Origin of the sequence: Burkholderia sp. BCC0405, from assembly GCF_902833075.1 — a bacterium.
Classification (GTDB): Bacteria; Pseudomonadota; Gammaproteobacteria; order Burkholderiales; family Burkholderiaceae; genus Burkholderia.
This window is the reverse complement of the sequence record NZ_CADFEO010000014.1, coordinates 33007-53671: the sequence shown is the minus strand read 5'-3', so window position 1 is coordinate 53671 and position 20665 is coordinate 33007. Positions and strand designations below refer to the sequence as shown.

Below are 20665 nucleotides of genomic sequence, written 5' to 3'. Positions count from 1 at the left end.
CGACGCGCACGCCGCGTCATGCGGCAGCCGGAAAAGCAACATGGGCCCGCAGGCCCATGTTTTCCGCATCAATGAAGACCGGTTGCGCCAGTCGCACCGGCGCCGCCCGCAGGCGGCGCCAGCTTATGCGACGCGCTTCGCCTGCCCGGCGACGTCGGCCGCCGGGTTCAGAAAGCGTTCGCGAATCGATTTCGCGATACCCGCGCCGTCGAGGCCGCATTGCGACAGCAGCTTCGCGGGGTCGCCGTGATCGATGAACAGGTCAGGGAGGCCCAATTGTAGTACGGGTCGGATAACCCCACTCTCCATCAGGGCTTCCACGCAGGCCGAGCCCGCGCCGCCCATCACGCAGCCTTCCTCGACCGTGACGAGGTAATCGTGCGTCTCGGCGAGCTCACGCACGAGCGCCCCATCGAGCGGCTTCACGAAGCGCATGTTCGCGACAGTTGCATCGAGCTCCTCGGCCGCGGCGAGCGACGGTGCGACCATCGTGCCGAACGCGAGGATTGCGACGCGCTTGCCTTCCGGCTGCGACGTGCGGCGACGCACTTCACCCTTGCCGAGCGGGATCTCGGTGAATTCCTTCACCGTCGCCACGCCCGTGCCCGCGCCGCGCGGATAGCGCACCGCGGTCGGGTTCGGCTGCTGCAGCGCCGTGTGCAGCATCTGGCGGCATTCGTTCTCGTCGGACGCAGCCATGATCGTCATGTTCGGGATGCAGCGCATGAACGCGAGATCGTACGCGCCCGCGTGCGTCGCGCCGTCCGCGCCGACGAGGCCCGCGCGGTCGATCGCGAACACGACCGGCAGGTTCTGCAGCGCGACGTCGTGGATCAGCTGGTCGTACGCACGCTGCAGGAACGTCGAGTAGATCGCGACGACCGGCTTCAGCCCTTCGGTTGCGAGGCCGCCCGCGAACGTCACCGCGTGCTGCTCGGCGATGCCGACGTCGTAGTAGCGCTCCTTGAAGCGCTTTTCGAACTCGACCATGCCCGAGCCTTCGCGCATCGCGGGCGTGATGCCGACGACGCGCGTATCGCGCTCGGCTTCATCGCACAGCCACTCGCCGAACACCTGCGTATACGTCTTCTTCGCGGGCGCGGCCGACGGCTTGATGCCTTCGGCCGGGTTGAACTTGCCCGGGCCGTGATAGAGCACGGGATCGGCTTCGGCGAGCTTGTAGCCCTGGCCTTTCTTCGTCACCACATGCAGGAACTGCGGACCGCGCAGTTCGCGGATGTTCTGCAGCGTCGGGATCAGCGAATCGAGATCGTGACCGTCGATCGGGCCGATGTAGTTGAAGCCGAACTCTTCGAACAGCGTGGCCGGCACGACCATGCCCTTCGCGTGCTCCTCGAGCTTGCGCGCGAGTTCCAGCACCGGCGGTGCAACGCTCAGCACGCGCTCGACGCCCGCGCGCGCAGCTGCATAGAAGCGGCCCGACATCAGGCGTGCGAGATGGCGATTCAGCGCGCCGACCGGCGGCGAGATCGACATGTCGTTGTCGTTCAGGATCACGAGCACTTTCGCATCTTCCGACACGCCCGCGTTGTTCATCGCCTCGAACGCCATGCCGGCCGTCATCGCGCCGTCGCCGATCACGGCGATCGAGAAGCGGTCGTCGCCGTTCAGCTGACTGCCGATCGCCATGCCGAGCGCGGCCGAGATCGACGTGCTCGAGTGCGCGGTGCCGAACGTGTCGTATTCGGATTCGCTGCGACGCGGGAAGCCCGAGATGCCGTCCTGCTGGCGCAGCGAATGCATCTGGTCGCGGCGGCCCGTCAGGATCTTGTGCGGGTAGGTCTGGTGGCCCACGTCCCAGACGATCCGATCGTTCGGCGTGTTGAACACGTAGTGCAACGCGATCGTCAGCTCGACCGTCCCGAGGTTGGACGACAAATGGCCGCCCGTCTTCGACACGCTGTCGAGCACGAACGCGCGCAGTTCATCCGCGAGCGGTTGAAGTTGGCGACGATCGAGGCGGCGCAAATCCGCCGGGTCGTCGATGGTTTTCAGCAAGTCGTACATCGTCGTTCCATTGTAGGAAATCAAACGCGCCCGCATTCTGTTGCACGCACCGTAGCATGTGCGCGGCGGCGGGCTTTCGCGTCAGCTGACCCGGTTCACTACCAGGTCGGCAAGTTCGGCGAGACGCTGTGCGCGTGCGCCGAACGGTTTCAGCGCATCGTGCGCTTCGGCGCGCAGTTGCGCTGCGAGCTCGCGCGACGCCTCGAGGCCGAGGATCGATACATAGGTCGGCTTGTCGTTCGCCGCATCCTTGCCGGCCGTCTTGCCGAGCGTCGCCGAGTCGGTCGTAACGTCGAGAATGTCGTCGACGACCTGGAAGGCCAGACCTACGGCCCCCGCGTACACATCGAGCGCAGCCATCGTTTCCGCGGACGGCGTCTCGCCGGCCAGCGCGCCCATCCGCACGGCCGCGCGCAGCAGTGCGCCCGTCTTCATCCGGTGCATCGTCTCGAGCTGCTCGCGCGTCAGCTTGAGGCCGACGCTCGCCAGGTCGATCGCCTGCCCGCCGGCCATGCCGATCGAACCGCTCGCCAGCGCCAGCTCGCGCACCAGCGCGGCCTGCTGCGCCGGCGACAGCGCAGCGGCGTCGGTCAGCGCAACGAACGCCTGCGACTGCAGCGCGTCGCCGACGAGCAGTGCGGTCGGCTCGTCGTACTGCACGTGCACGGTCGGCTTGCCGCGACGCAGCGCGTCGTCGTCCATGCACGGCATGTCGTCATGCACGAGCGAATAGACGTGGATCATCTCCAGCGCTGCCGCCGCCGCATTGCGCGCCGCTTCCGTCGCGCCGGTCAGCTCGCCTGCTGCATGGCACAGCAGCGGGCGAACGCGTTTGCCGCCGCCGAGGACCGCATAGCGCATCGCCTCGTGGAGTTTCTCCGGCACCGCGGTTTCAGCGGGCAAATAGAGGCTGAGTGCGTCCTCGACACGGTCAAGCACGGACCGCATCCATTGTTCGAATGTCATAGATCGTCGTCTTCGCCGTCCGTGGCGGCCGTTCCGGACGAAAGCGGCTTCAGCGTCGCGCCGTCGAGCACGCGAACCTGCTGCTCCACTTTCTCGAGCTGCTGTTGGCAAAACGCAACGAGGGTCGCACCGCGGCGATACGCCGTCAGTGAATCCTCGAGGCTCAACGCGCCGCCTTCCATCCGGGCAACCAGCGTCTCGAGTTCCGCGAGCGCCGTCTCGTAATTGTCCGGCAACGGTTCGGTGCCATTACCGGGCGGCGTGGCGCCTGGGGATGCGGTTTTCGCCATGGACGAGGGTGTCAAATTTCAAAACAAGTCGGACATTCTACGGCAAAAGAGAATTTTCCGACCTGCCGTCGTGGGCACCCGGGTACATATTCCGGCCCCACCTTCGAAACCCATTGTGCGCCTTCCGACTGTCACCCGACAAAAAATTGACACAAATCAGGCACTTAATCCTAGCCTTACGAGGCGAACCGGGTATAATTCCCCGTTTCCCTAAATCGATTTTTCGATGGTTGGGTTGTTCACTGCTTTCACGCTAACACCGGGAGTGGGAATGTCCAATCTGAGCGACGCGCTTCAGTTGAAGTCGGCTCACAGCCAGCTTCCAGTCACTGCATACTTCGATGAGGCGCTACTCGAGCGCGAGATCGAAACCCTCTTCAAGAAAGGACCTCGTTACGTCGGGCACGAGTTGATGGTGCCCGAGGCGGGGGATTATTTTGCGCTGCCGTCCGAGAAGGAAGGCCGCGTACTGGTTCGCAACCAGGCGAACCAGATCGAACTGCTGTCGAACGTCTGCCGCCACCGGCAGGCGATCATGCTCAACGGGCGCGGCCACACGCACAACATCGTGTGCCCGCTGCACCGCTGGACGTACGATCTGGAAGGCCAGTTGCTCGGCGCGCCGCACTTCCCCGACAAGCCTTGCCTGAACCTCGGCAAGAGCCCGCTGCAGAACTGGCAAGGGCTGCTGTTCGAGGCCGAAGGCCGGAACGTCGCGCGCGATCTCGCCAACCTCGGCACGAAGCATCACTTCGACTTCTCCGAGTACCACTTCGATCACGTCGAAGTGCACGAATGCGATTACAACTGGAAGACGTTCATCGAGGTCTACCTCGAGGATTACCACGTCGTCCCGTTCCACCCGGGCCTCGGCAGCTTCGTGTCGTGCGACGACCTCAAGTGGGAGTTCGGCGACTGGTACAGCGTGCAGACGGTCGGCGTGCACAATGCCCTCGCGAAACCGGGCAGCGCGACTTACCAGAAATGGCACGAGCAGGTGCTGAAGTTCCGCAACGGGGTGCCGCCGGAGTTCGGCGCGATCTGGATGGTCTACTACCCGGGCCTCATGATCGAGTGGTATCCGCACGTGCTCGTCGTATCGTGGCTGATTCCGCAGGGCCCGCAGAAGACGACCAACATCGTCGAGTTCTATTACCCCGAGGAAATCGCGCTGTTCGAACGCGAATTCGTCGAGGCCGAACGCGCCGCCTATATGGAAACGGCCGTCGAGGACGACGAGATCGCGATGCGGATGGACGCAGGCCGCCGTGCGCTGATGGCGCGCGGCGAGTCGCAGGTCGGCCCGTACCAGAGCCCGATGGAAGACGGCATGCAGCACTTCCACGAGTTCCTGCGCCGCCACCTCGGCGACCTCTGACGGCCGGTGCGGCGCCTTGACGCCGCACGGCATCCGGCAGACGAAAAGACGGGCTTCGGCCCGTCTTTTTTTGTTTAGACTTGGAATGTCAGGCCATTCGCACTCCAGGGAGCCGTCATGCCACACACTCACTACACCACGCTCATCTCCGCCGCCAATCTCGCCGAGCGCCTGGCGGCGGCGCCCGGCAGCGTCGCGCTGTTCGACTGCCGCTTCGATCTCGTCGATCCCGCTGCCGGCGAAGCCGCGTATGCGGCCGGCCACATCCCCGGCGCCCAGTACCTCCATCTCGACCGCGACCTGTCGGGCCGCAAGACGGGCACCAACGGCCGCCATCCGCTGCCGACCCGCGACGCGCTCGCCACGCTGCTCGCGAGCCGCGGCCTCAAGCAGGGCCAGCAGGTCGTCGCGTACGACGCACAAGGCGGCGCGTATGCGGCGCGCCTGTGGTGGCTGCTGCGCTGGCTCGGCCACGATTCGGTTGCCGTGCTCGATGGCGGCCTGCAGGCCTGGGAAGCAGCCGGCCAGCCGCTGGCAACCGACGCGCCGCATCCGGCTGCCGGCGATTTCCGCTCGGCCGCGCCGCTCGAATCGACGGTCGACGCGGCTGCCGTGCTCGCCAACGTGAACACACCCACGCGTGTCGTGATCGATGCGCGCGCACCCGATCGCTACCGGGGCGAAAACGAAACGATCGATCGCGTGGGCGGCCACATCCCCGGCGCCCGCAACCGCTTCTTCAAGGACAACCTGGCCGCCGACGGCCGCTTCAAGACCGGCCATGAACTGCGCGAGGCGTTTTCCGCCGTGCTGGCGGGCACCGAACCGAACCGCGTGATCCTGCAATGCGGCTCCGGCGTCACCGCATGCCACAACGCGCTTGCGCTGGAGGTTGCTGGCCTGCACGGCGCGTCGCTGTATCCGGGCTCGTGGAGCGAATGGAGCGCCGACCCGTCGCGGCCGATCGCAACCGGCCCGACACCGTAAGCATCGGCGCGGCGCAGTCGCAACGAAGCGGCGGCATCTGCCGCCGCTTGCCGTTTACATCACACCGTACTTGCGAAGCCACGCGATCGCGCGCTTCCAGCTCTCCTCCGCATCGGCCTTCACGTAACTCGGCCGGTAATCGGCAAAGAACGCGTGACCGGCATCCGGATACACGACGATCTCCGATTCGCGCGCGAGCTTCGAATCGCTCGCCTGGATCGCCTTGCGCATGTCCGCGAGCGAAGCCTGCGTGATGTTCGCATCCTTCTCGCCATACAGCCCGAGCACCGGCACCTTCAGCAACGATGCATGATCGACCGGGTTGAACGGTGTCATTTCGTCGGTCTTGCCTTCCACGAACCCGTACCACGCTACGGCCGCACGCACGTGCGGGTTGTGCTCCGCATACAGCCAGCTCTGGCGACCACCCCAGCAGAACCCGACCACGCCGAGACGCGACAGGTCGCCGCCGTTCTTGCCGGCCCACGCGACGGTCGCATCGAGATCCTCGGTAACCTGCCGGTCGGGCGCCTTGCTGACGATGTGCTCGACCAGATCCTTGATCGTCGAATACTTCTCCGCGTTGCCCTGCCGCGCGAACAGGTCGGGCGCGATCGCGAGATAACCGAGCTTCGCGAAGCGGCGGCAGACATCCGCGATGTGCGCGTGCACGCCGAAGATCTCGTGGATCACGATGACGACCGGGAGGTTCGTCTTGTCCTTCGGCTGCGCGCGATACGCGGGCACGCTCGCGTCGCCCGAGCGGATCTCGACGGTGTCGACGTCCAGCCCTTCGCTGTCGGTCGTGACCGTCTGCGCCGACACGGGCAGCACGGCCGCCGCGAAGGCACCGCCCAGCGCGGCCTGCACGAACTTGCGGCGCGAGAACGGAACGTGGGGAACCAGGCTGTCGACTTCGGGTTTCAACATGAATGCACTCCTCGATTGGGGGCCGCCGTCGCGATCGCGGACACGGCATGACGGGGCATCGCGCCGGCGCACGGCGCGGATGTCGCGGCGGTTGGCACCCCGCCGCAAACGGAAACCAGGACAAGATGCCCAATAATCCGTTGTCGCGTCAACTGTCGGATATGTAAGACTCGATTACGACGCTTTGATTCGGCAGCGCAGAAACGCGCAGGCGGCCCGTCGAATCGCGATGCAGCAAGCCGCTTGTCGATCGTCGTTGCGCGATCGGAGCCTGTCGATTGAAACGAGAAACGCGCGGCCGATATCGCCCGTCACGCGCAGGCAGGGCAGCCCGACTGCCCGCAAGAAACAACGGGCGGAAAAGACGCGCGACGTGCGCACTCCCCGCCCGATTCCCGCGCTTGCCGCGCATTCAGTGCAGCTTGACGCGCGGCAGCGTCGTGCGCCGCAGCCAGTGCGCGACCGTATCGAGCATCATGCGCGGATAGCCGTGCAGCGCGGCGATGTGCATCCGGTACAGCGACATGTACATGAAGCGTGCGAACAGCCCTTCGATCAGCATGTTGCCGCCGATCAGCCCGCCCATCAGGTTGCCGACCGCGCTGAAATGGCCGAGCGACACGAGGGAGCCCAGGTCGCGATAGGTGAATTCGGGCAGCGGGCGCCCGTCGAGCCGGCAACCGATTGCCTTCAACAGGAAGCTCGCCTGCTGGTGCGCAGCCTGCGCGCGTGGCGGCACGTTGCGTTCGTTGCCGGGCCATGCACAGGCCGCACAATCGCCGAGTGCGAACACGTTGTCGTCGGTGAAGGTCTGCAGCGTGCGGCGCACGTCGAGCTGGCCGAGCTTGTTGACCTGGAGGCCATCGAGATTGGCGAGCACGGACGGCGCCTTGATGCCCGCGGCCCAGACCGTCAGGTCGGCACGCACCGTCTTGCCGCTCGCCGTATGGACGGCCCCGGGCGCCACCTCGGTCACGCGCTCGGCGAGCATCAGCCGCACGCCGATCTTTTCGAGCAGTTCGGCCGTCGCCGACGACACGCGCTCCGGCAACGCCGGGAGGATCCGCGGCCCCGATTCGATCAGCACGATGCCGACGTCGTGCCGCGGGTCGAGCTTGTGCAGCCCGTAGGCCGACAACACCTGCGCGGTGTTGCGCAGTTCGGCGGACAGCTCGACGCCAGTCGCACCGCCGCCGACGATCGCGACCTGGATGCGCGGCTCGGCCGCCTCGCCCGGCGTGGCTGGCGCCGGCGCCTGGTGCTCGGCGCGCATGCACGCGGCGATCAGCCGCTTGCGGAAGCGCTCGGCCTCGCCGACGGTATCGAGCGCGATCGCATTTTCCGCCGCGCCCTGCACGCCGAAGAAGTGAGTCGTGCTGCCGATCGCGATCACGAGCGTGTCGTATTCCAGCTCGCGCGCCGGCAGCAGCTCCTCGCCGTCGCTGTCGTTGACCGGCGAGAGCGTGATGCGTTTCGCCGCGCGGTCGAGCCCGGTCAGCCCGCCCTGCTGGAACTCGAAGCCATGCCAGCGCGCCTGCGCCGCATATTCGAGCTCCTGCGTGAACGGGTCCATGCTGCCGGCCGCAACCTCGTGCAGCAGCGGTTTCCAGATGTGGGTCGGATTGCGGTCGACGAGCGTGACAAGCGCACGCGCGGGACGGTTGCCGCGCGCGCCGTAACGGTCGCCGAGCCGCGTCGCCAGTTCAAGGCCGCCCGCGCCTCCGCCTACGATGATGATCCGATGCATCTGTTCCCCCTTTGCGATTCGAAACTGCTGCCGCCGGACAGTGCAAACGCGATGCATTCGCGCCACCCGGTGGATTAACCGGTTCGGACACCATCGATGTGCAGTTCGAAGCACTTCGATGTTTCCAACCCCGGAACGCGGGGTGCGCATGCTCCCGCGTCAATGACATGCATTGTCCGGGAGCTTGTGCGTTGACCACAAGCAAACCACCTCGATATTCAGCATCCCTGCAACAATATGCCGCAGGAATCGGGAACCGCGCGGCGGGGCGTCAGTGTGCCTCTTCCCAATTCGCGCCGGCGCCCACTTCGGCAACCAGCGGCACCTTCAGCTTCGCCACGCCACACATCATTTCCGGCAGTTTCTCGCGCACCAGCGACAGTTCGCCGTCGGGTACCTCGAGCACCAGTTCATCGTGCACCTGCATGATCATCCGCGATGCAAGCTTGTCGCGTGTGAGCCAGTCGTCCACCGCGATCATCGACAGCTTGATCAGGTCGGCCGCCGTGCCCTGCATCGGCGCATTGATTGCCGCGCGCTCGGCCGCCTGGCGGCGCGGGCCGTTGCCGCCGTTGATCTCGGGCAGCCACAGGCGGCGACCAAAGACGGTTTCGACGTAGCCCTTCTCCTTCGCCACCGCGCGCGTGTCTTCCATGTACTGCGCGACGCCCGGGTAGCGGGCGAAATAGCGGTCGATATAGAGCTTCGCCGCATCGCGCGTGATGCCGAGGTTCGACGCGAGCCCGAACGCGCTCATCCCGTAGATGAGCCCGAAGTTGATCACCTTCGCAATGCGGCGCTGGTCGGAATTGACCTCCAGCGGCGTCACGCCGAACACCTCGGCGGCCGTCGCGCGGTGGATGTCCTCGCCCTGCGAGAACGCGCGCAACAGCGACGCGTCGCCCGAGATGTGCGCCATGATCCGCAGTTCGATCTGCGAATAATCGGCCGACACGATCCGGTGGCCCGGCGAGGCGATGAACGCTTCGCGGATCCGCCGGCCCTCGGCCGTGCGCACCGGAATGTTCTGAAGATTCGGATCGTTCGACGCAAGGCGGCCCGTGACCGCGACCGCCTGCGCGTAGTTCGTGTGCACGCGGCCCGTCGCAGGGTTCACCATGCGCGGCAGCTTGTCGGTATAGGTCGATTTCAGCTTCGACAGCCCGCGATGCTCGAGCAGCAGCTTCGGCAGCGGGTAGTCCTCCGCCAGCTTCTGCAGCACTTCCTCGTCGGTCGACGGCGCGCCGCTCGGCGTCTTTTTCACGACCGGCAACTGCAGCTTTTCGAAGAAAATCTGCCCGATCTGCTTCGGCGAGCCGAGATTGAATTCGCCGCCCGCCAGCTCGTACGCCTGCGCTTCGAGCTCGATCAGGCGCGTCGCAATTTCGGTGCTCTGCGCCTGCAAGAGCGCATCGTCGATCAGCACGCCCGTGCGCTCCATCTTGCGCAGCACGAGCGACACGGGCATCTCGATCTCGCGATACACGCGCAAGAGGCCTGGTTCGCGCGCAACCTGCGGATACAGCGCGTGATGCAGCTGCAACGTGATGTCCGCATCCTCGGCCGCGTATTCGGCGGCCTGCGCGAGCGCCACTTCGTCGAAACCGATCTGCTTCGCGCCCTTGCCGGCCACGTCTTCATACTTGATCGTCTTGACGCCCAGATGACGCAGCGCAAGGCTGTCCATGTCGTGCGTGCGGTGCGATTCGACCACGTAGGATTCGAGCAGCGTGTCGTGCTCGATGCCGTTCAGCGCGATGTCGTAGTTCGCGAGCACCTGCGCGTCGTACTTCAGGTGCTGGCCGACCTTCTTGCGGTCGGCCGATTCGAGCCACGGCTTCAGGCGCGCGAGCACTTCATCGAGCGGAAGCTGCTCGGGCATGTCGGGGCCGCGGTGTGCAACCGGCAGGTACGCAGCCTTGCCCGGCTCGACCGAGAACGACAGACCGACGAGCCGCGCGAGCATCGGATCGAGCGAGGTCGTCTCGGTGTCGAATGCAGTCAGCGCGGCCGCATCGATCTTCGCGAACCACGCATCGAATTGCTCCCAGGTCTGAATCGTGTCGTATTCGCGGCCGATGTCGGCCGCCACCACCGGCGCCGGCTCGCCTTCCGGCGCATCGGCGCCGCTGCCTTCCGCCGGCGCGCTGTCGACTTCACGCAGCCAGGTCTTGAAGCCGTAGCGCGCGAAGATGTCGCGCAACAGGTCGCGCGCTTCGCCGTCGGTCTTCAACGACGCTTCGATCGATTCGAGATGCGGCGCGAGATCGCAGGCCGTCTCGACGGTCACGAGCTTGCGGCCAAGCGGCAGGAAGTCGAGCGCGCGGCGCAGGTTGTCGCCGACCACGCCCTTGATGTCGCCCGCATGCTCGATCACGCCGTCGAGACTGTCGTACTGCGCCAGCCATTTCACGGCCGTCTTCGGCCCGCACTTCTCGACGCCCGGCACGTTGTCGACGGTATCGCCGATCAGTGCGAGGTAGTCGATGATGCGCTCGGGCGGCACGCCGAACTTCGCGATCACGCCTTCGCGGTCGAGCGTCTCGTTGGTCATCGTGTTGACGAGCGTGACGTGGTCGGTGACGAGCTGCGCGAGATCCTTGTCGCCCGTCGACACGATCACGTTCATCCCGTGCCGCTCGGCTTCGCGCGCGAGCGTGCCGATCACGTCGTCGGCCTCGACGCCCTCGACCATCAGCAGCGGCCAGCCGAGCGCGCGCACCGCGCCGTGGATCGGTTCGACCTGCAACGCGAGGTCGGGCGGCATCGACGGACGGTTTGCCTTATAGTCGGCATAAAGGTCGTCGCGGAACGTCTTGCCCTTTGCATCGAACACGCACGCGCTATACTCTGCACTGACTTCCTTGCGCATACGGCGCAGCATGTTGATGATTCCGTAGAGCGCTCCGGTCGGCTCCCCGCCAGGGCCACGCAAATCAGGCATCGCATGGTAAGCCCGATACAGATAGCTCGAACCGTCAACCAATAGCAGGGTCTTACCTTCCAGATTTCGTTCTTCAGGCATTATGAACAAGAGAAAAGTGATTCCGAGTCTGCGTTCGCTCGCAGATCAAGAACGCGCGACGGCCAAGAAGGCGCGCGCATCGTGGCAGATGTTCACGATTATGGCAGAGTTTATCGAGGCGACCGAGTACCTGTCGGAGATCCGCCCGGCTGTCAGCATCTACGGTTCTGCCCGCCTCAAACCCGATACGCCGCACTACAAGCTCGCCACGCAGATCGCGCGCAAGCTGTCGGACGCCGGCTTCGCCGTGATCTCCGGCGGCGGCCCCGGCATCATGGAAGCCGCGAACAAGGGCGCGCACGCAGGTAAAGCGCCGTCGGTCGGCCTGAACATCGAGCTGCCGCACGAGCAGGCCGGCAACCACTACCAGGACATCTCGCTGCGCTTCCGCCACTTCTTCACGCGCAAGGTCACGTTCGTGAAGAACTCCGATGCGGTGATCGTGATGCCGGGCGGTTTCGGCACACTCGACGAGCTGTCGGAAGTGCTCACGCTGATCCAGACGAAGAAGTCGCGCCTCGTGCCGATCATCCTCGTCGGCAGCGAGTTCTGGAAGGGGCTGCTGCAGTGGTTCCGCGACCAGCTGATCCCGATGGGCCTCATCAATCCGGAAGACATGGACCTGATGCAGGTGATCGACGATCCCGACCAGGTGCTCGACGCAGTGCTCGCGTTCTACGAGGACAGCGGCGAGGAAGAAGGCTCGGACGATGACGGCCATCCGCCGCGCCCCGAAGAAGACCGGATGTTCTACCTGTAATCCATCCGTGACGACCGCCGGCCCGACGGCCGGCGTCCCCCTCGCGCGCGGCAGGCGTGGCGGTTCCGCCACCTGCCGCGTGTCACTTTGTAACGCGCGATTAATCGCGCTTCGTGGCCTCGCGCCGCCGAATGTCAAATCCGCGCAGCCGGTGCCCTGCGACTCGCGCGCAATCATCCGCGCACGCAGGTCGCCATTGTCAAATGATGCGGCCCGTCACCCGCACTCCGCGCCTGCCAGCCGCCAATCCGCCGTAACAAACCCGCCTCGCGTTTTCCGTCGTGCGCCAGCACACTGCATGTGTCGGTGCGGCGTTTCCCCCGGTGGAACGATCCCCCCTCGCTTCCATCGCGTCGCGCCGGCCCTTTACAACGACATCACGGAAAAAGAACATGCAACGCTCGCTGATCGCCCTTGCCTTCGCCGGCCTCGGCCTTTCGCTGTCCGGCCTCGCCCACGCCGTCAACGTCGACGTCAACATCGGCACGCCCGCACCGGTCGTCGTCGCGCCCGCGCCCGCGGTGATCGTCGGCTGGCATGGCGACCGCTACTGGGACGGCCACCGCTACTGGGAACGCCGCGAGTGGGAAGACCATCAGCGTCATCGCGGTCACGACGATCACGGCTATCACTGCCCGCCGGGACACGCGAAGAAGGGTGAGTGCTGAGCGACACCGCTCGCCGTACGCAAGGCCGCCCGTGCGCTTCGGCGCCGGGCGGCCTTTTGATTTTCAACCGCCGGCCGCATGAGTCGGCGGCGGCATCGGCTGGAAAAATCGCTCCGCGCCCGGTGGTAGCATTGCCCTTGCCCGAGGCCAATCCCGCCAATCATGCCGCTCATCCGAATCTGGGCTGTCGAACATGCCCTTGCATCCGGCGTCGCCGCGCCGACCGACATCCTCACGGCGGCCAATCATCTCGCTGCAACGACATCGCAGGGCCGCACGCGCACACCGTTTCGCTGGCGCGTCGAATCGATCGGCGGACGGCCGGTGCGCGCCGCCTCCGGCCAGGTCATCCCGGTCGACGGCGCGATCGACGGCAGCAGTCCCGCCGACGCGATCTGGCTGACGAGCCCATTCGTCGCGGATCTCGAGCGGCTGCTCGACCGCCCCGCCGCGCTCGCGCCGCTGTTCGACGCGCTGCGCCGGCAACACGCGCGCGGCACGCTGATCGCGACGTACTGTACCGGCGCATTCCTGCTCGCCGAGGCCGGCTTGCTCGACGGCCGCGTTGCCACGACGCACTGGTCGAAGACATCGAGCTTCCGCGCGCGCTACCCGGACGTGGCGCTGCGTGCGTCGGACATCCTGACCGAGCAGGACGGCATACTCTGCGGCGGCGCCATCACCTCTTATCAGAATCTCGCGCTGCGAGTCGTCGACAAGCTGGCGAATGCGCGCCTTGCCGCGTCGGTCGCCAGGCTCATGCTGATCGACATGAACCGCGTGTCGCAGGATTCGTTCATCGACCTCGACCGGACAAGCCATCGCGAGCACGACGATGCAGCCATCGCGCGCGCGCAGCGCTGGATGGAAAAGCACTTGCGGGAACCCTTCAGCCTCGCCCGGCTGAGCGATCACGTCGCGATGAGCGAACGCACGCTCCATCGCCGGTTCCGGGACGCGGTGGGCGCGCCGCCGCTCAGGTATCTGCAGACGCTCAGGATCGAAGTCGCGAAGCGGCTGCTCGCGGAAACGAAGCTCGCGATCGATGCCGTATGCGAGCGCGTCGGCTACGCGGACATCAGCGGCTTTCGGCAACTGTTCAAGCGCGAGACCGGCATCTCCCCCGGCGAGTATCGCCGTCGCTTTAGGCAATAGTCGCGCGCAACAGGCGTCGAACACGATGTCGGAAATAGCATCGTTGAATGGCAGTTTCGCCACTGCGCGTATCGGCATCGGGTTCATACACTGGGTTCACGTCGTCCCGCTCCGGAGCGACGCCCTCTGAACCGAACCAGGACACCGCCATGCCGATGATCGACGTCATCATTCCCGAAGGTGCGCTCGCACCGCAGGCCGAAGCACGACTGATGGAAGAGCTGACCGATACGCTGATCCGTCACGAGGGGCTCGATCCCGACAATCCGCGCGTGCGGGACGTGACCTGGATCTTCGTCCATCGCCCTGCGGCCGTGTATCGCGCCGGGGCTGTCGCCCTTGCGCCGATCTACCGGATCGTGCCGACCGTGCCCGAAGGTCAGTACACGGACGCCGCGCGCGCCGGGCTGATCGCGGACGTGACCGCTGCCGTCGCTCGCGCGGAAGGTGTGCCGGTCGACGCCGTCGCCACGCGCGTGTGGGTCTTTCCAACGGAAATCGATGACGGCTGCTGGGGTAGCCGCGGTGCGGTGCGTCGCCTGCCGGACATCATGGACTATTTCGGTGGCGCAACGCTGCGGGCGCTCGGGGAACGGCGGCTGGCGATCAAGCGGCGCATGGATGCGATCACGGTGCTCGAAGCCGTGCTCGCCGCAATGCGCGAGACGCATCAAGGACTGTCGCTCGTTCGCGACGCCGAGCCCGCGTACTGATGCTCGACGAGCGCGTGCCGCCTCCCGGCACCCGAACCCGGCTTCAGGGAGTACGGGTATGTGCGGCGCGCAGCGGCGCGGCGCCGTGGCCCGGCTCGCCATCAGGGCGCGCGTTGGCCGTGACGACGTCGCACGGCACGACGAACGCGCCGATCGCGGCCATGAGGACAGCCATGGCCCGCCGGGGCGCTTGAACATCCGCGAGCGCGAAGCGACCACGCGCAATCTCCCGGCCGGCAAGGCCGCCCGGAGGCTCGCCCGCGATCAGGCGCGTGTCATGCCGACGCTTCCGCAAATGAAATCGGCGCAAGATCCGGATGCGCGCCAAGCCGGTCGGCAAGGAAATCCATCAGCAAACGGCTCCTCCGCGGCAGATGCATGCGCTGCGGCATGCACAGATGGAGGCCGTAACGGCAGGTCACGTGCCGGGTCAGCAGCGGCACGAGACGCCCCTCGCGAATGTGCGCGTGAACCGAATAGCCGAAGAACTGGCCGATCGCGGCGCCGCTCAGCACCGTGTCGAGTTCCGCATCGATGTCGTTGGTCGCGAGGAACGGGTCGATCTGTCGTGTGTCGACACGACCATCAACCAGGAATTCCCACGGAAACGGCTTGCCCGTGCGCGGATACAGGAATGCGGTGCAACGATGATCGCGCAACGCGTCTATCGTCTGCGGCTCGCCGTGTCGACGCAGATACGCAGGCGCCGCGCAGACGATCAACTGAAGATCGGTGACGCGCCGTGCCACGAGCCCGCTGTCGGGCAGATTGCCGGTCCGCACGGCAATGTCGATCCGCTGTTCGACGATGTCGGCCATGTCGTCGCTGACGATAAGCTCTGCCGTGACGCCCGGCTGCCGGTCGCAGAATTCGCCGAGCAGCGGCGCGAGGAAGCGCCGGGCCAGCGAATACGGCGCCGCAACACGGATCGTGCCGGCCGCGAGCGCCCGATCGTCGTCGAGCATGCGCAGCGCGCTCTCCAGTTCCCCGACAGCGCCGCGGCATTGTGCAAGCAGGCGCTCACCCTCGAGCGTCAGCGCGATTCCGCGCGTCGAGCGCAGGAGCAGCCGTACGCTCAACAACGCTTCCAGCGCTGCGACCTGCTTGCTGGCCGCTTGCGGCGTCATGCCCAGCTCGCGGGCGCCCGCGCTGATGCCGCCCGCGGCCGCGATACGGACGAATACCGTCAGCGCTTTCAACCGATCCATTCGCAGCTCCCGTCAAACCCGGAACACCCGGGCAATCGTCCATTGCACGCAACGCCTGTCCGACCGGTTGAATCGGTTTCAACCGGTCGGGTGCTATTCGCGCGGCACCCGGCTTCGCACAATGGCGCTGTCTTCGATACCCGATGCCAGACAGCCCACCGCCATGAACACACGCTCATTTTCAGCCGTTGCGCGAACCGTCGTCGCAGCCGCATTGATCGTCGCTGGTTCGCCGCGAGCAACCGCACAGGAAGCCGACGCGGGCAGCCGCGTGACCGAGACGGTACTGCTGCGAACCACGCAGGCGTGGGACGGCTCGCGGTATCGCACGTACCCGTCAGGACAACCGGAGATCACGGTCGTACGCTACACGATTCCGCCGCACGCGGTATTGCCGTGGCATACGCATCCGTCGATCAACATCGGCTACGTGCTGTCGGGCCACCTCACCGCCGTGCGCCGCAGCGACGGCAAGCGGCTGGCGCTCGGCCCCGGCGACGTGGTGCCGGAAATGGTCGACGGCGCCCATCGCGGCGAAACCGGCGACGAGCGCGCCGAACTGATCGTGTTCTACGCCGGCGCGCCCGGCACGCCCCTGACGGTGCCCGACCGCCGTGACTAAGCACCTCGACCATGCGCCGGCCCGCCGGCCAGCTCGCTTCCCTTTACATGGAGCCACTCTCGTCATGCCCGACTCACGAAGCTCGTCATCATCTCCCGCCACCACGCGACCCCGACTCGACGGACGCGTCGCGCTCGTTACCGGCGGCGGCACCGGCATCGGCCGAGCGGCCGCGCTCGCCTTCGCGCGGGAAGGCGCCCATGTCGTCGTCGCCGGACGGCGCGCGGCGCCGCTCGACGAAACCGTACGCGCGATTACCGAGCGCGGTGGCGAAGCCTTCGCGATGGCCATCGACGTCGGATCCGCCGATGGCGTGCGCGCGCTCGTCGACGCAACGATCCGACGCTACGGCGCATTGCATGCCGCGTTCAACAATGCGGGTACGGAAGGCACGTTCGCCCCGATCGTGGAACAGACCGAGGCCGACTTCGACCATGTGATCGCCACCAATCTCAAGGGTACGTGGCTGTCGATCAAATACGAAATGGAGGCAATGCTCGCGCACGGCGGCGGTGCGATCGTCAATACGTCGTCGTGGCTCGCGAAAGGCGCGCTTGCCGGCTCGTCGACCTATTCGGCCAGCAAGGGCGCCCTCGATGCACTGGTGCGCGCGGTCGCACTCGAAGGCGGCCCGCACGGCGTCCGGATCAACAACGTGAACCCCGGCATCATCGACACGCCGATGGCGCGCCGCTTCGGCGACGACGAGATGTTCCGCCCCTTTGCCGCATTCACGCCCGCACGGCGGATCGGCACGCCGGAAGACGTGGCCGACGCGGCCGTCTGGCTCTGCAGCGACGAAGCGCGCTTCGTGACGGGAGAGTCGCTCCTCGTCGACGGCGGCTACACGATCGGCGGCATGCGCTGACCCGCGCCGGGACGGAGGAGGAACCGATGGAATACGTGAGGCTGGGAAGGTCCGGGCTGAAGGTGTCGAGGCTATGCCTGGGCTGCATGACCTACGGCGACCCGTCGTGGCGTCCGTGGGTCGCGACCGAGGAGGAAGCCCGCCCTTTCATTCGCACGGCACTCGATGCGGGCGTGAATTTTTTCGACACGGCCGACATCTACTCGGGCGGCGAGAGCGAGCGCATTCTCGGGCGGGCGCTGCGCGATTTCGCGACGCGCGATGATGTGGTGATCGCAACCAAGGCGTTCTTTCCGACCGGCGACGGGCCGAACGCACGCGGGCTGTCGCGCAAGCATCTGCTCGCCAGCATCGATGCGTCGCTGCAGCGCCTCGGGACGGATTACGTCGATCTCTACGTGATCCACCGGTTCGATCCGGACACGCCGATCGAAGAAACGCTTGATGCGCTCGATACCATCGTGAAGAGCGGCAAGGTCCGCTATCTCGGCGCGTCGTCGATGCATGCGTGGCAATTCATGAAGATGCTCGCGTTCCAGCGGCATCACGGACTTGCCCGATTCGTCTCGATGCAGAGCCAGTACAGTCTGATCTGCCGCGACGACGAGCGCGACATGCTGCCGCTCTGCATGGGGGAAGGGATTGCCTACACGCCGTGGTCCCCGCTCGGCCGCGGGCTGCTGGCCGGCTCGCGCGACGCGTCGACGACGCGGGCCGCAACCGACCGGCAAATGGTGTCCTGGTACGACGGACGTGACGCGGTCGCGGCGACCGTCGATGCCGTCCGGCAGGTGGCGCAGGCGCGCGGGCTGCCGCCCGCGCGGATCGCCCTGGCATGGGTGCTGAGCCGGCCAGGCATCACCGCGCCGATCGTCGGGTTGTCCAAACCGCATCACCCGACCGACGCACTCGCGGCGCTCGACCTGAGACTCGACGATCGCGAGACCGCGTTGCTCGAGGCCGCATTCGACCGGACCGTCGAAACGGTCCAATGGTGACCAAGGCGCCTGCGATCGGATCCAGCCTGCGTTTCGAAGCCGCGTCGCTCATTACGGGCGCGCGACCGTACGCTGCCAGCCCTGTTGATCGCATGCACCGTCACGTCCGCGAGGGTGGCAACTCGGAAGACGTGAACCCCGGCGACGCCCCGCAGGGCCCGCCGGTCATCGCACTTACTGGAACGCCACCTCCGCAAAGCTCCGCAGCTTGCGACTATGCAGCTTGTCGAGCCCGTTCGTCCGCAGGATCTCCATCGCCCTCACGCCGATCTGCAGATGCTGGTCGACCTGCCCGCGATAGAACGTGTCGGCCATGCCCGGCAGCTTCAGTTCACCATGCAGCGGCTTGTCCGACACGCATAGCAGCGTGCCGTACGGCACCCGGAAGCGGAAGCCGTTCGCGGCGATCGTCGCGCTTTCCATGTCGAGCGCGATCGCACGGCTCTGCGACAGCCGCTGCACCGGCTCGCGATGATCGCGCAACTCCCAGTTACGGTTGTCGACGCTCGCGACCGTACCCGTGCGCATCACGCGCTTCAGTTCAGCGCCCTCCAGCCGGGTCACGTCGGCCACCCCGCGCTCGAGTGCGAGCTGCACTTCGGCCAGCGCCGGAATCGGTACCCACAGCGGCAGGTCGGCGTCGAGCACGTGATCCTCGCGCACGTAGCCGTGTGCGAGCACGTAGTCGCCGAGGCGCTGCGTGTTGCGCAGCCCCGCGCAGTGACCGAGCATCACCCACGCGTGCGGACGCAGCACCGCGATGTGATCGGTGATCGTCTTCGCGTTCGACGGGCCGACGCCGATGTTGACCATCGTGATGCCGCTGCCGTCCGCGCGCTTCAGGTGATACGCGGGCATCTGCGGCAGGCGGGGCGGCGCGGCGCCCTCGGCCGGTTCGCTGCCGAGGTTCGCGTTGTACGTGACGACATCGCCCGGCTCGACGAACGCGCTGTACTGGCTCCGGTATGCACGCACCTCGGGATCGTCGCTCTCCGTCATCACCGTGCGGCCCAGCTTCACGAACTCGTCGATGTAGAACTGGTAGTTCGTGTACAGCACGTAGTTCTGGAAATGCGTGGGCGACGTCGCCGTGTAGTGGCGCAGCCGGTGCAGCGAGAAATCGACGCGCGCGGCCGTGAACAGCGCAAGCGGATGCGGCTCGCCCGGCGCCGGCTCGAACGTGCCGTTGACGATGCGGTCGTCGAGATACGACAGGTCGGGCGTATCGAAGATGTCGCGCATCGCGAGCAGGCGGTCGCGATCGAGCTCGCCCTCGAGATGGATGCCTTCCGGAAACGCGAAATGGATCGGAATCGGCTGCGACGACACGCCGATCTCGATCTTCACATGGTGGTTCTTCGACAGCAGGCGCAGCTGCTCGCGATAGTAGTTCGCGAAAAGATCGGGGCGCGTGACCGTCGTCTCGAACACGCCGGGGCCCGCGACGAAACCGTACGAGCGGCGCGAATCGACATGCGTGTTGACGTCGGTGCGGATCCGCACGAACGGGTAGCACGCGCGCACGTGCTCGGTGATCGGTTCGTGGCGGCGATAGCGCGCGAACGCGTCGCGCAGGAAGCCCGTGTTCGTGTCGTAAATGGCGGACAGCCGCGCGACGGCGGCGATCGGATCGTCGAAAGCCTCGACTGACGGGCTCTCGGGCGTCAGCACTCGGTGCCGGCGGCTCAAATCGTTCTTCATTTTCATCACCTCGTCTGATCCGACGACATTACCACGGAACCCGGTCGCCCTTATGGCTGCCCCTACGCACGCGAGGGCCGGATGGGGCGCAGTATTTGCTAAAATCGGTGGGTTCACTGGAGACTCATCATGAAGCCGCTCATTCTCGTCGCCGCTGCCGCCGCGTTTGCCGCCGCCAGCGTCGCTTACGCCGCCGGCGGCACGCCTGACGCCGACGCGCAGGCCCGGGCCGAGGCCAACGAGGCCGCCGGCCTGCCCGATCTCCGCAAGATCAACCGGCCGGGCGCCGAAGTCACGTCGAAAGTCGACTTCGCCGACATCCGCCGCACGCCGAGCTTCCACGAAAAGAGCAAGAACGGCACCGAAGTCACCGAGTACCGCGATCGCGGCAAACCGGTCGAGATCGACGTGAAGTCGAACTTCGGCACGCGCTACCAGATGAGCTCGACGCCCGACACGTCGCCGAAGCCGCACGACGCGGGCATCCCGATCACGCGCCTGCCGTCGCTGAACCTGCGCTACTGATTCCGTGGCGCGCGGCACCGAACGCCGCGCGCCGCCTCCCTTCACCCGCTGTCGCGACGCACGCCGCCCGCGTGCCGACACCCTGACCTGACGCAT

19 protein-coding genes are annotated in these 20665 nt (G+C 66.3%); 10 read left to right on the top strand and 9 right to left on the bottom strand.

Going from position 1 to position 20665, the window contains the following annotated elements:
- Positions 1–123: 123 nt before the first annotated feature.
- The 3 genes from dxs to HWX36_RS22935 form a co-directional block, all read right to left on the bottom strand.
- Positions 124–2028, bottom strand: a complete 1905-nt coding sequence (gene dxs / locus HWX36_RS22945; RefSeq protein ID WP_175955045.1) for a 1-deoxy-D-xylulose-5-phosphate synthase — start codon at positions 2026–2028, stop codon at positions 124–126.
- Positions 2029–2109: 81 nt separating this feature from the next.
- Entirely contained in the window at positions 2110–2994 is an 885-nt protein-coding gene (locus tag HWX36_RS22940; protein WP_175955043.1) for a polyprenyl synthetase family protein, read from the bottom strand.
- Complete coding sequence (locus HWX36_RS22935; protein WP_027791079.1) at positions 2991–3284, bottom strand: exodeoxyribonuclease VII small subunit; 294 nt, start codon at positions 3282–3284, stop codon at positions 2991–2993. Before HWX36_RS22935 ends, HWX36_RS22940 begins: the two co-directional genes overlap by 4 nt.
- 271 nt (positions 3285–3555) lie before the next feature.
- Between HWX36_RS22935 and HWX36_RS22930 the strand changes: the two genes are divergently transcribed.
- On the top strand, positions 3556–4662 hold the full coding sequence (locus tag HWX36_RS22930; RefSeq protein ID WP_175955041.1) for an aromatic ring-hydroxylating dioxygenase subunit alpha: 1107 nt from the start codon (positions 3556–3558) through the stop codon (positions 4660–4662).
- A gap of 117 nt (positions 4663–4779) precedes the next feature.
- The gene (locus tag HWX36_RS22925) at positions 4780–5649 is read left to right on the top strand and encodes a sulfurtransferase (protein ID WP_175955039.1); all 870 of its coding nucleotides are present in this window, start codon (positions 4780–4782) and stop codon (positions 5647–5649) included.
- 54 nt (positions 5650–5703) lie between these two features.
- Here HWX36_RS22925 and HWX36_RS22920 read toward each other — a convergent pair whose 3' ends face one another.
- The 3 genes from HWX36_RS22920 to polA form a co-directional block, all read right to left on the bottom strand.
- Entirely contained in the window at positions 5704–6579 is an 876-nt protein-coding gene (locus HWX36_RS22920; RefSeq protein ID WP_175955037.1) for a dienelactone hydrolase family protein, read from the bottom strand.
- Positions 6580–6991: 412 nt separating this feature from the next.
- The gene (locus HWX36_RS22915; RefSeq protein WP_175955020.1) at positions 6992–8326 is read right to left on the bottom strand and encodes an NAD(P)/FAD-dependent oxidoreductase; all 1335 of its coding nucleotides are present in this window, start codon (positions 8324–8326) and stop codon (positions 6992–6994) included.
- A gap of 271 nt (positions 8327–8597) precedes the next feature.
- The gene (gene polA, locus HWX36_RS22910; RefSeq protein ID WP_175955018.1) at positions 8598–11351 is read right to left on the bottom strand and encodes a DNA polymerase I; all 2754 of its coding nucleotides are present in this window, start codon (positions 11349–11351) and stop codon (positions 8598–8600) included.
- A gap of 1 nt (position 11352) precedes the next feature.
- Between polA and HWX36_RS22905 the strand changes: the two genes are divergently transcribed.
- The 4 genes from HWX36_RS22905 to HWX36_RS22890 all read left to right on the top strand — a co-directional run bounded on the left by HWX36_RS22905 (position 11353) and on the right by HWX36_RS22890 (position 14647).
- The gene (locus HWX36_RS22905) at positions 11353–12111 is read left to right on the top strand and encodes a TIGR00730 family Rossman fold protein (RefSeq protein WP_175955016.1); all 759 of its coding nucleotides are present in this window, start codon (positions 11353–11355) and stop codon (positions 12109–12111) included.
- Between the two features lie 392 nt (positions 12112–12503).
- Complete coding sequence (locus HWX36_RS22900) at positions 12504–12779, top strand: hypothetical protein (RefSeq protein WP_175955014.1); 276 nt, start codon at positions 12504–12506, stop codon at positions 12777–12779.
- 162 nt (positions 12780–12941) lie between these two features.
- Entirely contained in the window at positions 12942–13934 is a 993-nt protein-coding gene (locus HWX36_RS22895; RefSeq protein WP_175955012.1) for a helix-turn-helix domain-containing protein, read from the top strand.
- A gap of 149 nt (positions 13935–14083) precedes the next feature.
- Positions 14084–14647, top strand: coding sequence for a Tautomerase enzyme (locus tag HWX36_RS22890; RefSeq protein ID WP_175955010.1), 564 nt, complete (start codon positions 14084–14086; stop codon positions 14645–14647).
- A 43-nt stretch (positions 14648–14690) separates the two neighbouring features.
- Here HWX36_RS22890 and HWX36_RS37675 read toward each other — a convergent pair whose 3' ends face one another.
- The gene (locus HWX36_RS37675; RefSeq protein ID WP_279613394.1) at positions 14691–14822 is read right to left on the bottom strand and encodes a hypothetical protein; all 132 of its coding nucleotides are present in this window, start codon (positions 14820–14822) and stop codon (positions 14691–14693) included.
- Positions 14823–14922: 100 nt separating this feature from the next.
- A complete protein-coding gene (locus HWX36_RS22885) occupies positions 14923–15855 on the bottom strand; it encodes a LysR family transcriptional regulator (RefSeq protein WP_175955008.1) in 933 nt (310 codons plus the stop codon).
- A 163-nt stretch (positions 15856–16018) separates the two neighbouring features.
- On the opposite strand from HWX36_RS22885, the gene HWX36_RS22880 reads away from it, so the two are divergent.
- The 3 genes from HWX36_RS22880 (at position 16019) to HWX36_RS22870 (ending at position 18343) form a co-directional block, all read left to right on the top strand.
- On the top strand, positions 16019–16477 hold the full coding sequence (locus HWX36_RS22880; protein WP_244136495.1) for a cupin domain-containing protein: 459 nt from the start codon (positions 16019–16021) through the stop codon (positions 16475–16477).
- 64 nt (positions 16478–16541) lie between these two features.
- Positions 16542–17345 (top strand): glucose 1-dehydrogenase, encoded by an 804-nt coding sequence (locus tag HWX36_RS22875; protein WP_175955004.1) that lies wholly within the window; start codon positions 16542–16544, stop codon positions 17343–17345.
- A gap of 26 nt (positions 17346–17371) precedes the next feature.
- Complete coding sequence (locus HWX36_RS22870) at positions 17372–18343, top strand: aldo/keto reductase (protein ID WP_175955002.1); 972 nt, start codon at positions 17372–17374, stop codon at positions 18341–18343.
- 174 nt (positions 18344–18517) lie between these two features.
- On the opposite strand, the gene HWX36_RS22865 is transcribed toward HWX36_RS22870, so the two are convergent.
- On the bottom strand, positions 18518–20044 hold the full coding sequence (locus HWX36_RS22865; RefSeq protein WP_175955000.1) for an AMP nucleosidase: 1527 nt from the start codon (positions 20042–20044) through the stop codon (positions 18518–18520).
- A gap of 129 nt (positions 20045–20173) precedes the next feature.
- Between HWX36_RS22865 and HWX36_RS22860 the strand changes: the two genes are divergently transcribed.
- Positions 20174–20569, top strand: a complete 396-nt coding sequence (locus HWX36_RS22860; RefSeq protein ID WP_039358086.1) for a hypothetical protein — start codon at positions 20174–20176, stop codon at positions 20567–20569.
- The last annotated feature ends 96 nt before the right edge of the window (positions 20570–20665 follow it).

Excerpts from the sequence above, each read along its gene's own strand:
- HWX36_RS22870 (WP_175955002.1), top strand. The coding sequence starts at position 17,372 with ATGGAATACGTGAGGCTGGGAAGGTCCGGGCTGAAGGTGTCGAGGCTA.
- HWX36_RS22900 (WP_175955014.1), top strand. The coding sequence starts at position 12,504 with ATGCAACGCTCGCTGATCGCCCTTGCCTTCGCCGGCCTCGGCCTTTCG.
- HWX36_RS22925 (WP_175955039.1), top strand. The coding sequence starts at position 4,780 with ATGCCACACACTCACTACACCACGCTCATCTCCGCCGCCAATCTCGCC.
- HWX36_RS22905 (WP_175955016.1), top strand. The coding sequence starts at position 11,353 with ATGAACAAGAGAAAAGTGATTCCGAGTCTGCGTTCGCTCGCAGATCAA.
- HWX36_RS22915 (WP_175955020.1), bottom strand. The coding sequence starts at position 8,326 with ATGCATCGGATCATCATCGTAGGCGGAGGCGCGGGCGGCCTTGAACTG.
- HWX36_RS22865 (WP_175955000.1), bottom strand. The coding sequence starts at position 20,044 with ATGAAGAACGATTTGAGCCGCCGGCACCGAGTGCTGACGCCCGAGAGC.
- polA (WP_175955018.1), bottom strand. The coding sequence starts at position 11,351 with ATGCCTGAAGAACGAAATCTGGAAGGTAAGACCCTGCTATTGGTTGAC.
- HWX36_RS22895 (WP_175955012.1), top strand. The coding sequence starts at position 12,942 with ATGCCGCTCATCCGAATCTGGGCTGTCGAACATGCCCTTGCATCCGGC.
- HWX36_RS22930 (WP_175955041.1), top strand. The coding sequence starts at position 3,556 with ATGTCCAATCTGAGCGACGCGCTTCAGTTGAAGTCGGCTCACAGCCAG.
- HWX36_RS22860 (WP_039358086.1), top strand. The coding sequence starts at position 20,174 with ATGAAGCCGCTCATTCTCGTCGCCGCTGCCGCCGCGTTTGCCGCCGCC.
- HWX36_RS22940 (WP_175955043.1), bottom strand. The coding sequence starts at position 2,994 with ATGACATTCGAACAATGGATGCGGTCCGTGCTTGACCGTGTCGAGGAC.
- HWX36_RS22890 (WP_175955010.1), top strand. The coding sequence starts at position 14,084 with ATGCCGATGATCGACGTCATCATTCCCGAAGGTGCGCTCGCACCGCAG.
- HWX36_RS22875 (WP_175955004.1), top strand. The coding sequence starts at position 16,542 with ATGCCCGACTCACGAAGCTCGTCATCATCTCCCGCCACCACGCGACCC.
- HWX36_RS22935 (WP_027791079.1), bottom strand. The coding sequence starts at position 3,284 with ATGGCGAAAACCGCATCCCCAGGCGCCACGCCGCCCGGTAATGGCACC.
- HWX36_RS22920 (WP_175955037.1), bottom strand. The coding sequence starts at position 6,579 with ATGTTGAAACCCGAAGTCGACAGCCTGGTTCCCCACGTTCCGTTCTCG.
- HWX36_RS22880 (WP_244136495.1), top strand. The coding sequence starts at position 16,019 with ATGAACACACGCTCATTTTCAGCCGTTGCGCGAACCGTCGTCGCAGCC.
- HWX36_RS37675 (WP_279613394.1), bottom strand. The coding sequence starts at position 14,822 with ATGGCTGTCCTCATGGCCGCGATCGGCGCGTTCGTCGTGCCGTGCGAC.
- HWX36_RS22885 (WP_175955008.1), bottom strand. The coding sequence starts at position 15,855 with ATGGATCGGTTGAAAGCGCTGACGGTATTCGTCCGTATCGCGGCCGCG.
- dxs (WP_175955045.1), bottom strand. The coding sequence starts at position 2,028 with ATGTACGACTTGCTGAAAACCATCGACGACCCGGCGGATTTGCGCCGC.